Raw genomic sequence first — 12,496 nt, forward strand, 5'->3', positions numbered from 1 at the left:
ACGGGGCATCCGACAGGAGAGAGTCGGTCATGTCTGCCTTGCGTTTCGTGTTGCCTTTCGGCAGCCGGCGTTAGCTTCTTGGGCATCCTGTCCCGTCAGAGAATTAGGCCCCTCTTACGATCGGCTTACCGTTACGTTCGCGCACTGCGCCCGTCTCGGACTCTAGCGGGGTTTCCATGTTCCGCATGTGTGAGGTGCGGCTGGGGTTGGGTGTCCTTTATACCCCGAGGGCGGTGGTATCCACGCGACCAAAATCAGTCTTTGGCCGCCACCTGTCGCCTTTCAACGACGGGCCCCTGTCACCTTGTGATACATACCGCCACAAAGCGTTGGAATTACGAGGCATCAGCAAGGATTCACTGGTATTCACCCCATACCCAGCCTTCCCATCGCCTGTGGCCCCGGGGCGGAACGGAGACTCTTGGGCTTTCACCCGAGCTTCACACCCGGCTGAGCAGGACCCAGCCACGCATGTCGGGGTAGGGACAGGCCACGGATACGGCCCGGACTACGTCTTCGACCTCAGTCGAACCTCCTTCGACGTCTTCACTCAACACAAGCGACCTCATGTCGCAACGGACAGTTCCGATACTCAACGACGACAAACTGCCCACCACGGATCGCGTTGCTGGACTGCTGCTGATCCTCTACGCGCAGAAGATCTCCACGATCAGCCAGCTCACCGTCGATGACGTCGACATCACCGGCGACACCGTGGCCATCACCTTCGGAACCTCGCCCGTCACCTTCCCGAGTCCGCTGGCCGCCTTGGTCCGCGAGCTCGTCGCGACCCGTCGTGGAAAGGCCAAGATCGGCACACCGGACAACATCCCCTGGCTCTTCCCTGGAGGACGGCCAGGGCGCCCGCTCAGCGACAGCCAGATCGGTATGAGGCTGCACAAGATCGGAATTCGGCCCCAACAGGACCGCTCCACCGGGCTCTTCACCCTCGCCGTGGAACTCCCCGCCGCCATCCTCGCCCGGATGCTCGGCATCCATATCCAAGTCGCCGTCCAATGGCAGAAAGCGTCCGCCGGGGACTGGGCCGCCTACGCCGCAGACGTCAGCCGACGGAACAGCTGGCCCGACCCGAGCGGAAGTGGCACATGACTCCTCGTGAACAGCACCTTTGGGCCCTGGGGCCGGCCTTCAACGAAGCATCGTGCTGAGAATCGCGTCCCGCCGCTGAAATGATCACGTCCCGGAAAACCTCCTCGTGCCGGGCGGGATCGGCCCGATATGGTCATGCGCGGACTGGTCGAGCGTGGGATAAGGGGGCGGAGATGGCGGGAATCCGGGTCGTGGCCTGTCTGCCCGCGACTGCGCGGGATGACCTCGTCACGGCGCTCGGGCAGGCGATGGCACCGTTCGAGATGTACGCCAACCCGCAGTGGCGGTCCATCTGGGACGATCCGCGGAGGCAGTGACGGCAGCGGATTCTCGGCACGCCCTGGGTTCCACGACAGCACGCAGCTGATCCACGACGACCCCCGCTATGACGGCACACCGCTTCCGAGCCTGCCCGGGATGTGCGCCGGCGGGCCACGGGGGCTGCTGGACTTGACCGACTTCCGCGCACTCTCGAAGCGGATGGCGACCGTCCGAACCCGAGCAGGCGATCCGTGGGATCTGTGGCACCGCCTCGCCCCCGAGCATCCGCCGATGCTGCCGTGGTCGACGCTCCGCGCCCTTCACCTGGAGGATCCGCAGGGTTATCCGACGGAGCGGATGTGGGCCGACTTCACGACGCAGCCGCTGCTTCAGGCGTTCGTCGCGGATCCGTTCAGCCAGATCCCTGAGCTCGGTGACATCTCGTGGTTGAACCACCAGACTGGCCTTGTCGCCGCACTCGACGGTGACCGGGCGGACTTCGTTCGCCGGGTGACCGCCCGCATCCAGCAACCCGACCTTCTCACGCTCGACGGCTGGTGGATCGAGGACGGAATCACGCCCGTCCACGCTCTCTGCGAGGACTGGGAGACCTGCCCTCACATGGATGACGGGTGGCACTACCAACACGACATCGGCGGGTACCTGGACACGCTTGCCGACGATGTCCTGCTGATCAAGCTCAAGTGCCATGGGTGACCGGCCCCTGCTGGTCGAACCAACACGGCATTCGGACAGTTCCGATACCCGACTCCACCATTAGCCCGGCCCGGTGGCGCCCAGGCCTCCCTCCTCGCCGAGGTCGGCAAGCTGGAGGCCGAACGCAACAGGGACCTCACCTGGCAGGTCTGGCAGGACCACAAGGCCGGCCGGATGCCCGCCGGCCCCGGCGCCAAGAGCCTGCTCGACTTCTTCGCCTTCGTCGACACCCACACCGGCGCTGAACCCGGAGCGCCGGCCACCAAGCGCGGAGACCAGGAGGTACTGAACCTCCTGGCCTGGCGCGCGAAGACCCTGCATCTGGGCACCGCGAACTACTGCTGGCTACTTGCTGGTTCGCCGACCCCGCCAAGGCCCTGTGCCTCAAGCCGGCCGGTACACCGGCCGCCGACCGGCCCCTGGTGGGGATGTGCGACGCCGCGCGCTGCCCGCAGGCCACCCACCATGCCTGCCACCGGCCGGTCTGGGCCGCCGGCGCCGAGAACAAGAAGGCGTTCATCGCCGCGATCGGCCGCAGCCAGCGAGTGGAGAAGAGCCGGCTGCAGCAGGAACTCGACCGCGATATGCGCGTCCTGGAAGCCATCGACACCGCCCACAAGAACGGGGTGTGAGATGGCCCGGATCACCGAACAGACCCGCTCCCGCAACGAACACGCGATCCGCTCGGCCATGGACCGACTTTCTTCGCGGCGAAGTACCAGAGGGCGGCCGGTGCGATCCCAAGACCCTGGCTGCCGAAGCCGGCGTCACCCGTACCGCCTTCTACCCGAAGAAGAACCCCGACGGCACCACCAGACCGGGTCCCTACCGGCACCTCGCCGCGGAGGTCACTCGCCGACTCAAGGCGACGCAGGGCGCAGGAGGGACCCCGGACCCGCGAGACTCCCGGATTGCCCGCTTGAAGGACGCCAACGCCGTCCTGGCCCAGCGCCTCCAAGCCCAGGAGAAGCAGCTCAAGGAACTCATGGCATTCCGACAGCTGGCCCTCTCCCGGCTCGCCGCTCAGCACCTGGAGATCGAACGTCTACGTGCCCAGTGCGTAACACGGGCGCAGGACCCCGCCCAAGCGGTCAGGCGGCTGCTGCCTAACGCATCCCTGGGGACGGTGACGTCCATCACGCCAGCAGCGACCCCGAGGCGACAGGAAAGCGACAACGCCGGGGGACCCGATACGAGTAGGCCTCGCTGCTAGCGCCTGGCTAGTGCTGGAAGAGTACTTCCGGATTGTTCGGCGAGGGGCCGTCCAGCAGCGGACTGTGGATCCCCTTCAGCGTCCGGTCGAAGAACGCCGTCACGTACTCGCGGGTGATCACCAGCCCGCGTTCCGGGGAGAGGCCCTGCGTCGGGAACCCGGCCTGCTTCTTAAGCAGGTCCAGGTCGCTGAAGTCGAAGTGGTCGGCGTCGGTGACCGTCAGCCACTCCTTGTAGCCGCCGAGGGCGGCCCATGCCTGCTCCCACGTGGTGTTGTGGCCGCCGGCCGAGTGGTTTTCGGCCGTGCCCAGCATGAGGAACGGCCGGTTGATCTGGCCGGGCATCGGGGTCGGGTGGAAGGTGCCGTCCATGTTCACTCCGGCCCGTACTCGCGGGTCGGCGATCATCGCGGCGGCGGCGGACGCTCCGCCGAGGGAGTGTCCGGCCATGCCGATCTGGTGCTTGTCGATGAGGTGGGCCAGGCGCCACGCGGTATTGCCGTGCGTCAACTGGTCGATCACGAAGGACACGTCCGTCGCGCGGCTGGCGACGACGGAGTCGAGGTTGAGCGCCGGGTTGTCGCAGATCACGCACGACGACGTCTGGCCGTTCGCCAGCGTCTCGCCGCTGTCCTCGTTGGTGTGGCCGACGAGCGCGACGACGTAGCCGTGGCTGGCCAGGTCGGTCGCGAGCGCGGTGAGCGTCATGCGCGGGTTCTCGTGCGCGGCTGAGAGGACCACCAGCGGATACTTGCCCCTCTGCGGCCGCGCGCCGTCGAAGGCGTGGGTGGTGACGCCGGCAAGGGTCTGCGGGGTGACGCCGGAGCTCGCCGGCGTCTTCTGGCGCTGGAGGATTCCGGCTGCCTCGCCGAGGGTCATGTAAGGGGCCGGCGTCCCGGTCCCGGGGACGGCCGGGTAGATCATCGTGACGGTCAGTTGGCGGGGGCCGGATGACGGCACCCACGGGTCGGGACGGTTCGCGTCGGTGAGGTGGATGACCTCCTTGCCGGCGGCGTAGGGGCCGGTCGGCGCGGGGAGGGTGCCTTGGAAGGACCGTGTGGGCGCGGTGGCCGTGGCCGTGGCCGGTGCGGTGTCGAACGCGTGCGTGGCCACCGGTGTGGCCGACGGTGTGGTCGTGGCGGCGAACCCGGCGCCGGTTCCGGCGACGATGGCGGCGAGCGCCAGCGCCGCGACAGCGCTGATACGGCGATTGCGTTTCATGGGATCGACGCTAGGTTCCGCAGCTCCTCTGTCGCGTCGGCCGGTGGATGCAAACACTCTGATGTCGTTCGTAGCCCCGCGAGGTACCGGAGTAATCCGCCGGGAGTATGTCGTGCGGCGCGGGTTCCCTTCGGCGGCATCGTCGAGCGCCACCTTCGTCTCGGCCTACGACGAGCACGACGCCAAGCCCTACCGCTGGATCTACGACGGCAGCCCACTCAAAGCGGCATGAACCCCCGAAGGATCAACGCGGCGCTGCACTAGTCCTGTGAGACATGTTGCTCGCGGGACACGGGCGTGCCGGAACAAGGCTCGCGGTGGGCGGCTCGATCCTGGTCACCAGTACCAAGTCGGGTGCGGCCGCGTACGTGGACGACCGCGCCGCTCACCACGCCGGCAACTGGACCAGCACCCTCGCCACCGTCAGCCTCATCTGGATCCATCTGCGGACCACCTACCCGATCGAGTCGACCCTTCGCCACCGTCCGCCATCGCACGAAGGTCAGCAAAGGCGCCGGCTCCCGTGCGCCGGGCGGGCGATGGTGTTCAAGCTTGTCGAGTCCGTCCAGGCCCGCTGGCGGGCCGTCAACGGCGCCCACCTCGTCCCGTTCGTCCGCGCCGGAGCACGCTTCGAACGTGGCCGGCTCGTGGAGCGCCCCAGGGGGCCTCGCGGCCTGATTGTCTCAGCACCTCGAGGGCCGCTGCGGGGCGCACACGGCAGCGCGCTACTGCTCGAAACCGGCGCGCAGGGCCTCGATGAACCAGGCGAACACCGGCGCGAGGCTTGTCGGGGCGGGCCATCCGTTGATGACGGCCAGGAGGTGCCAGTAGCGTTCCGCGCGCGAGTCGTTGGCGACCTCCAGGCGTGTCGACAGCCAGCGGCGCAGGTCAGTGTCGTCGGCGCGGCCGAAGACCTGGGCGTAGCGGGCGGTGAGGGCGTCGATGATGGGTGCTGCCGCGGCGGAGGTGGGGGCGATGCCGGCCGTGAGGGCGTGCCCGACCTGTTCGCGGACCGTCTCGGTGAGGTCGTGGTGCAGTCCGGTGGTGTCGCCCTGGGCGCGTTCGGCTGCCTGGTGCTGTGCCATCCGGCGCACCGCGGTGCGGAAGTCTGGGTCCTGGGTGAGTTCGGCGAGTTCCACCCATGCTTCGACCTGATCCGGTTCGGGGTCGTCCGGCAGGTCGGGCATGGCCGAGCGCATCATGTCCACGAAGTCGGGGTTGGCGTCCAGGCCGCCGAAGGTGTCGTCGATGAAGTCGTTGACGAGGCGTCGGCGCTCGTCGTCGGAGAGTTTCGCGAGCTTGTGCATGAGGTCCGTCTCCTCAGGGGTGGAGCCCCGCTTGGCTACCGCTCGCAGTACCGCGCGGCGCAGCCGTAGGGTGCGGATCTGCACGTCCAGGGCGTCGGCATGCGCTGCCGCGACCTCAGGAACCGAGATCTCCCGGTCCAGCACCTGCCGGATGCCGGCAAGGTCGACTCCCAGGTCACGCAGTGTTCGCACGAGGTCCAGGCGCGCGAGCGCATGGAGGCCATAGAGCCGGTAGCCAGCCGGGCTGCGGTATGGCCCCGCCCATGAACGGCTAGCGGTGATGGGTGGGGAGTGACTCTCCTCGGCAGGCCTGGATCCGATCGCCGACACAGCGAAGGGCCTGCCTCCTCGGCGTCGAGCCAAGGAAGCAGGCCCTTCCGTGTTTTCGGGGCCGGAGTCATAGCCCCTGTACGGCGGGGGTCTTCCGGGACCCATGCCGCGGGCTGCCACCGGGTCAAGAGCCCTGGCCGGTCGGATCCCTGTGCTCCAAGGACCGGGCGACGTGAGCGTACAGGCCGCAGTGTCACGGGCCTCACCGTGAGCTCACGTGTAAACGCCGTTTACACCCGGGCGGAAGAGAAGCCCGAAGACACACGGTCGCAGGATGTGCCTAAACCAGCATGGCGCCACTATGGTGACGCCATGATGACTCAAAACTCTGGAGGCGGGCGGGAAAAGGTTGCGTCGAAGCTTCCCGTAGCCCTCCGTCAGGAACTCAAGACCCGGTCGGCGCAGCTCGGGATCGACATGCAGGACGCTGTCGCCCAGGCTGTCGAGCAGTGGCGTGTCCGGCCGGCCACGGACAACCCGACCGTTGACACGTCCGGGGCCGAGAGCTGGAACACCTGGCTCCCCCCCGGCCTGTACGACGAGTTCAAGGAGGACTGCGCCGGTCGTGGGATCTCCTTCGTCCAGGGCCTCGCCCAGGCGATCCGCGTGTGGATCGACTCACACAACGTCTCCCTGGCCGAGCTGGCGATCCCCAAGTACACCCGGCGGATCGTCGTCTGCAACCAGAAGGGCGGAGTCGGCAAGACCACCATCGCCGCCGGGACAGGCCAGGCCATAGCGCTCGGCCTGCCCGCCAGCACAGGCGCTTCGAAGCTGCCTGCCCTGCCCGGGCTGCGCACCCTGCTCGTCGACTACGACCCGCAGGGCCACCTGACGTCTCAGCTCGGCGTCAAGCAGACCCCGCCGGGTGAAGAGAGCCTGGTGACCCACATGGTGGACCGGGACCGCGTCGTCGGCTCACTGCTCGACCAGGTCGTGGCCATCGAGCCGGACCACTTCGAAGGCCGCCTCAGCCTGCTGCCCTCAAGCTTCGATGCGTTCCTGCTCGACTCCCGCCTGGGATCCGTCCGCGGCCCCCGCGAGACCAGCCTCCAGCGCGCCCTCGCCCCGCTCGAAGAGCACTTCGACGTCATCGTGATCGACGCCCCGCCGAACCTCGGCCTGGCGATGGACGCCGGTCTCTACTACGGGCACCGCCGCAAGAACGAGGCACCCGGCACCTCCGGCGTCCTCGTCCCTGTGGAGGCTGAGGACTCCTCCGCCGACGCCTACGCCATGCTCGACAGCCAGATCCGCACCGTCAGCCTCGACTACGAGGTCGACATCGACCGGCTCGGACTCGTCGTCAACAAGTTCGACAAGCGCAAGGGCTACGTCGCCACCCACTCCCTCGACAACTGGCAGTCCCTGGGCACACCGCCCGTCGTCTCCGTCGTCCCCGACCTCAAGGAACAGCGCGAGGCCGTCCACGTCAAGCAGCCGCTGCTCATGTACGCACCCACATCCATCCAGGCACAGCGCATGCGCGAGATCCGACGGAGGCTCTCGTGAGCATCGCCAAGAAGCTGCAGGGCGGCGGCGGGTCGTTCGGGGCGCTGGCTCAAGGCGCCGCACGCGGGGACGAGGTGCGAGCGCGCAGCGAGGCGCTGGACGCGACGGGCCGGGTGCGGCGTGCGTCGTCGGCACCGGTGTCGTCGATCGTTTTCAACCCGCTCAACCCCCGGAAGACCTTCGACAGGGAGTCGATCGGTGAGCTCGCCGAGAGCCTGGCCCGTCGGCAGATCGTCCCCGTCACCGTGGTGAGCCGAGGCGCGTTCCTCGACGCGCACCCGGACCAGTCGGATGCGATCGGCGAGGCGGACTTCGTCGCTCTCGATGGAAACCGGCGTCTGCGGGCCGCGCAGCAGGCTGGGCTCAAGACCCTTCGTGTGGACCTCAACGACGACTTGGTCTCGCGTGCCTCGGACATGGTCGAGGCGGCTCTGATCGCCAACGCGCACCGCGAGGACGTGTCGCCGTTCGAAGAGGCCCAGGCGATCGAGCAGCTGCTGAACACGGTCTACGAGGGCAACCAGGCCGCCGTCGCGCGGGCGCTGGGCAAGTCCCGTGCCTGGGTCGGACAGCGGCTGGCCCTGCTCCACCTCTCTCCGGAGCTTCAGGAGCAGACAGGAACCGGAGAGCTGGCCGTCGAGGACGCGCGCAGGATCGGGGCTGAAGCCCGGTCAGGGAGAATCACCCCGGCCGAGCAACTCGAGCGGGCCGAGGCCGCGAAGCAGGCGGCCGCCGAGAAGCAGGCCGCGAAGGCGGCGCGGACGGCCAAGCGCGCGGACCGTCCGGCGGGGGAGCAGGCGAGCGATCGCCCCTCGGCACCTGCCGCCGGGAACCACCGCGCCGGTGACGGTGTAAACGGCGTTTACAGGACGACTGCGCCCCAGCTCCAGGACGGCAGCTCATCGGAACAGCCTCCGGGTGTAAACGGCGTTTACACCTCCGGCCTACCGGACCAGCGCGACGCCGGCATCGATGCGAGCGACCGCATCACGTATTCGGCGGAGGAGTTCCCCGCAGACATGGTCCGGCAGGCTCAGCAGGCCGGCGGGGCGACGGTTCCGCCAACTGCGACCGGGGTGCCCGACTGGCGCGACCTCGAGGGAGTGGCGACCTGGCTCTGCCGCTTCCTCCAGCCCGACGAGCTGAGGGTTGTCGCCACCAAGGTGCTGGACCGGCTTGATGAGTACGCACCGGAACGGACGGCCGGCGGCTGATCAGCACGGGTTATGACCGACGGCCTGGGCACCGTGAAGGTGCCCAGGCCGTTCTGTCCTCGCCGGACCGGGGCGGTGTAAACGGCGTTTACACGCCGGGCGTGGCGCAGTCGTCGGCGGGTGGCTCGCAGGGAGGCTCTGTGATGTAAACGGCGTTTACGCTTCCGTCCGGCGGGCCAGCACGATGTCCGTGCAAGTCGGGTGTCCTACCGCAAATGGGGACAGTCGCGTCATATGCGGATCGTTGACATGTGCAAGCCTGAAAAGTGAGGCACAGAAAGGCCACTTGGGCGGCTTCTCAGGGCATGGCTGGCGTGTAGGGCTTCTGGGCTGACGGATAGGCAGCCACGGACCCCTTCCAGGGATTTTGATCATGAAATCTCGTGTCTGCGCCTGCATGGCCCGATCCCCTCACGCCGGAACTGGCAGGACAGGGCCCACGAGGGCGGGAAGCTGGCCGGGCAGCAGACCGCGTTGTCGGACGTCCTGCACGCTGCCTGAATTCGGGCCGGGGAGCACCGCACGGGTGGCCCGTAGGTAGCCCGCTGTTCCCAGCGGCCGTCGCTGTCGTCCTCGTGCCCCGGGGGGCGGCGTCGTTGAACCCGGGTGGGTGTCCCGATCAGGATGCGCGGCGAGGCCCTGCCTCATACACCCGCCCCGTGGCGCCGGGCTGGTGCCCGGCAAGCCGGGACGGCCCGCCGGATTCGGCGGGCCGTCCCGGGGATCGGGTCAGTACCAGTTGGTGCAGGCGATGTTGTAGCCCCATTGGGGGTTCGCGTACGGGCTGCCCGCCCATTCGGCGGCTGAGCAGGCGCGGTACCACACGCCTCCGTCGTCGTACTTCGTCGGCAGGGTGTACCAGCCGCCAGGGCCCACGTACCGCCGGTCAAGGAAGCTGTTCCAGGTCCGGCCGCCGTCGAAGGACTGCTCGGGCCGGCCTGAACCTGACGCCGGGGCCGCCGCTGAGCCCGGCCACGGGCCAGGTGCAGGATCCTCGGCCAAGCCCGCCGCCGCCTCTGCTGCCGGATCCGCAACCAGGGTCCTTTCTCCCGCCCGGCCTGAGGCCGAATCCCGTCCCCGTGCCGCTCCGGCCGCCTCCACCTCCGTTCCGGTGGCGCCGGCTTCAAGAACGGCCCCTGCAGTGCCGTCCCCCGGGCTGGTCGGCGGAGCGGACGGCTCCCGGCCACGTACCGCCGGCGGTTGGAGGCGCTGGCGGACCCCGGCGCAGTGGGCCGCTCTGCTGGCGTTGCTCGCGGCGGTGGTGGTCGCGAACCGGTACCAGCAGCCCCGGCACGGCGAGGACACCGCCGCGCCCGCGGTCACTGCCTCGCCGGACGGCCTCTCCCTGCCGTCCGACCCCAACCTGCCGTCCCCGTCCGGGGTCCCGACCATCGCGGGAACGACGCCGCCCGGAGAGGGCCCCGGCCTGCCGTCGGCCCCGGGTCCGGCGCCTACCAATGGTGCCGCGGCTCCCGCGCCTGTCCCCGGCCGCACCGCGTCCGCGACCGCGAGCGTGCCTGCGGCACCCGGCGCCGCACCGACGGCGGCCGCCGCCGGCCCCACCGTCGCCGCCACCTGTACCGGATCGCCCCGGACCGTACGGCCGTCGAGGAGTACACCGGCAAGGACGGCGCGTGGACGAAGGTCGGCGGCCCCGCCGGCCGGATTTACACCAGCGCGACGACGCTGTACGCGCCGGACCCGGCCTCCGGTGACATCGGGCAGTACGACCGTGCGCGCGGGACGTGGACGCGGATCGGGGGCCCGGGGAGTGGTTTCGCTGCCACCGGTGACCACCTGTACGGGGTGAGTGTCGATCATCACGGGGTCTTCGAGTACACCGGTGCCGACGACACCTGGGAACAGGTCCGCGGCGCGACTGACCGCATCTTCACCAGCCGCACCACCCTCTACGCGACCGACGCGGCGACCGGCGACATGGAGCAGTACGACCCCGCGCGCGGGACCTGGACCCGCATCGGCGCTCCCGGAGCCGCCTTCGTCACCACCGACGACCACCTCTACGGCGTCAGCCCCGACCACTCCGGCGTCTACGAGTACACCGGCGCCAACGGCGCCTGGTCCAAGATCGGAGGCCCGGTCGCGCCCTGATCCCGGCCCTGGCATCGCCTGAACGCCGGGCGGGACCGACAGCCGATCGACCCACCGTGCCGAGTCGAACCCGAGCGGGGAGCAGCCGGCTGACGGGTCCTCGCAGCAGTCACCGAGGAGAGCGGAGATCCACCGTGGCCACGCACGCCATGCCCTGCCCGCCGGCCACAACTGCGGCCGCACTCGGGCGGCGGCGCTGGCGGGTGCGAGGCCCACAGTGACCGCCGCCGTCGAGACCCCGCCCTTCGGCGGCGTTCCGTTTGGGTGTCGCAGCCGTACGCGCCGCAGTCCGCCAGCAGGGCCCCCGGCCTGCTGCGCACCTACTCCACGAGCTGCTCCACGCTTGGCGCCGAGGACTTCGGATTCACCTTCGGCCCTTGGGCTCGGCCGGCAGACCGGGGGGAGAGGTCTGCCGGCCGAGCCCGTGCACCGCCCGCCCGGGCTTCTTGTTGCCTCGATTCGCGGGGGCAAACATCGGCGTTCCCTGCAGGCCGCCCGGGGCGGGACTGCTGCGTCGGCTGCCGAGTGCGCGCCGCCTTCTACGAGGCGGTGCGTCGGTGTCGTGTGGTGTGTTCGAGGGCGTGCTGGAGTTGGCCGCGGGTCATGGTGGAGCGGTGGGGGATGTCGAGGTCGGTGGCGCGCTGGTAGAGCTCGGCCTTGGTGAGCTGGGACAGCTGCCGCTTGCCGGTCGCGCTGGTGCGCTTGCCCGTGGCCCCGGTGCGCTTCGACGTGGACTCGGCCGCGGCCGTCTTGGTGCTGCCGGCGTTGGGGGTCTTGGCGGAGGTGCTTCTCTTCCCGCCGGTCTGCTTCGGGGAGTGGCCGGCGCGGGCGGCGGGGGCCCGGCGTGTGGGCTTGGCCGGGGCCGGTTCGTCGGCCTGGTCCTGGTCCTTGTCCCTGCGGGCGCTGTCGAGGCTGCGGCGCAGGGCGTCCATGAGGTCGATGATGTTGGCGGCCTCGGGGGCGGGGCCGGTGGAGACGGCGATCTGGCGGCGGCGAGCTTGTCCTCGTGCCGGTGCGCTCGTTGACGCGCTTGTTGCGGACCCGGTCGGATGTGCCGCGCTGCAGCTGGTGGAGCGCACGTCGTGGGACTGCGTGGCCGTGTACAGGGCGACCGGCCCGGTGACCTGGTTGTGGACGCGGTCTCGGTTGACCGTTGACCACCGGCGGGCATCCGCTGAGGCTGACGTGTCGGTTGTGCGGGCCGCTACTTCAACTCGAACAGCAGCGAGCGGACTTCGGTGTTCCCCGTGTTGTGCGTGGAGTGGTCCACTGCGGGGCTCCACATCGTCTCGCCAGCCGCGAGCGAGACCTCGACGGTTTCGCCGGACTCGTCGGTGAAGGTCACCTTCCCATCTGCGAGGTTGTAGACGAGGTTGTCACGATGGTGGTGCATGGCTGACGTGGCACCAGGCTGGAGTCGGGCCTCGAGAAGCCGTACCCGATCGTTCTCGAAGAGGATCTTGTATACATCAGGTGCTACCTGCACAGCGTCAGCTGCCAT

At 69.2% G+C, this 12,496-nt stretch carries 10 protein-coding genes and 2 pseudogenes; 7 read left to right on the forward strand and 5 right to left on the reverse strand.

Translation table 11 applies throughout. The features are described from left to right. Positions 1 to 567 precede the first annotated feature (567 nt). The 3 genes from ACZ52J_RS39140 (at position 568) to ACZ52J_RS39150 (ending at position 2,720) form a co-directional block, all read left to right on the forward strand. Positions 568 to 1,110: a hypothetical protein gene (locus tag ACZ52J_RS39140; protein ID WP_465625760.1), complete on the forward strand. Its 543-nt coding sequence runs from the start codon at positions 568 to 570 to the stop codon at positions 1,108 to 1,110. Positions 1,111 to 1,560: 450 nt separating this feature from the next. Further along, positions 1,561 to 2,088 (forward strand): hypothetical protein, encoded by a 528-nt coding sequence (locus ACZ52J_RS39145; RefSeq protein WP_465625762.1) that lies wholly within the window; start codon positions 1,561 to 1,563, stop codon positions 2,086 to 2,088. 428 nt (positions 2,089 to 2,516) lie between these two features. Continuing rightward, entirely contained in the window at positions 2,517 to 2,720 is a 204-nt protein-coding gene (locus ACZ52J_RS39150) for a hypothetical protein (RefSeq protein WP_465625764.1), read from the forward strand. Positions 2,721 to 3,308: 588 nt separating this feature from the next. Here ACZ52J_RS39150 and ACZ52J_RS39155 read toward each other — a convergent pair. Further along, positions 3,309 to 4,520, reverse strand: a complete 1,212-nt coding sequence (locus ACZ52J_RS39155; RefSeq protein ID WP_465625766.1) for an alpha/beta hydrolase family protein — start codon at positions 4,518 to 4,520, stop codon at positions 3,309 to 3,311. Positions 4,521 to 4,954: 434 nt separating this feature from the next. Between ACZ52J_RS39155 and ACZ52J_RS39160 the strand changes: the two are divergent. Beyond that, positions 4,955 to 5,179: pseudogene (locus tag ACZ52J_RS39160) on the forward strand (IS256 family transposase); the annotation flags it as partial. Positions 5,180 to 5,245: 66 nt separating this feature from the next. Here the strand turns inward: ACZ52J_RS39160 and ACZ52J_RS39165 are convergent. Beyond that, a pseudogene (locus ACZ52J_RS39165) lies at positions 5,246 to 6,076 on the reverse strand (helix-turn-helix domain-containing protein); the annotation flags it as partial. Between the two features lie 396 nt (positions 6,077 to 6,472). Between ACZ52J_RS39165 and ACZ52J_RS39170 the strand changes: the two are divergent. Both ACZ52J_RS39170 and ACZ52J_RS39175 read left to right on the forward strand, forming a co-directional pair. Next, entirely contained in the window at positions 6,473 to 7,669 is a 1,197-nt protein-coding gene (locus ACZ52J_RS39170; RefSeq protein WP_360505595.1) for a ParA family protein, read from the forward strand. Beyond that, complete coding sequence (locus ACZ52J_RS39175) at positions 7,666 to 8,883, forward strand: ParB/RepB/Spo0J family partition protein (protein ID WP_465625768.1); 1,218 nt, start codon at positions 7,666 to 7,668, stop codon at positions 8,881 to 8,883. The genes ACZ52J_RS39170 and ACZ52J_RS39175 overlap by 4 nt, the downstream gene beginning before the upstream one ends. A 729-nt stretch (positions 8,884 to 9,612) precedes the next feature. Here the strand turns inward: ACZ52J_RS39175 and ACZ52J_RS39180 are convergent. Next, entirely contained in the window at positions 9,613 to 9,759 is a 147-nt protein-coding gene (locus tag ACZ52J_RS39180) for a hypothetical protein (protein ID WP_465625770.1), read from the reverse strand. Positions 9,760 to 10,689: 930 nt separating this feature from the next. Between ACZ52J_RS39180 and ACZ52J_RS39185 the strand changes: the two genes are divergently transcribed. Then, positions 10,690 to 10,995: a hypothetical protein gene (locus tag ACZ52J_RS39185; protein ID WP_465625772.1), complete on the forward strand. Its 306-nt coding sequence runs from the start codon at positions 10,690 to 10,692 to the stop codon at positions 10,993 to 10,995. Between the two features lie 539 nt (positions 10,996 to 11,534). On the opposite strand, the gene ACZ52J_RS39190 is transcribed toward ACZ52J_RS39185, so the two are convergent. Together ACZ52J_RS39190 and ACZ52J_RS39195 are read right to left on the reverse strand one after the other, a co-directional pair. Further along, positions 11,535 to 11,927, reverse strand: a complete 393-nt coding sequence (locus ACZ52J_RS39190; RefSeq protein WP_465625774.1) for a hypothetical protein — start codon at positions 11,925 to 11,927, stop codon at positions 11,535 to 11,537. Between the two features lie 272 nt (positions 11,928 to 12,199). Beyond that, entirely contained in the window at positions 12,200 to 12,496 is a 297-nt protein-coding gene (locus tag ACZ52J_RS39195) for a cupin domain-containing protein (protein WP_465625776.1), read from the reverse strand.

Source organism: Kitasatospora sp. NPDC034035, assembly GCF_055575755.1.

Excerpts from the sequence above, each read along its gene's own strand:
- ACZ52J_RS39140 (WP_465625760.1), top strand. The coding sequence starts at position 568 with ATGTCGCAACGGACAGTTCCGATACTCAACGACGACAAACTGCCCACC.
- ACZ52J_RS39150 (WP_465625764.1), top strand. The coding sequence starts at position 2,517 with ATGTGCGACGCCGCGCGCTGCCCGCAGGCCACCCACCATGCCTGCCAC.
- ACZ52J_RS39155 (WP_465625766.1), bottom strand. The coding sequence starts at position 4,520 with ATGAAACGCAATCGCCGTATCAGCGCTGTCGCGGCGCTGGCGCTCGCC.
- ACZ52J_RS39170 (WP_360505595.1), top strand. The coding sequence starts at position 6,473 with ATGACTCAAAACTCTGGAGGCGGGCGGGAAAAGGTTGCGTCGAAGCTT.
- ACZ52J_RS39190 (WP_465625774.1), bottom strand. The coding sequence starts at position 11,927 with ATGGACGCCCTGCGCCGCAGCCTCGACAGCGCCCGCAGGGACAAGGAC.
- ACZ52J_RS39195 (WP_465625776.1), bottom strand. The coding sequence starts at position 12,496 with ATGGCAGCTGACGCTGTGCAGGTAGCACCTGATGTATACAAGATCCTC.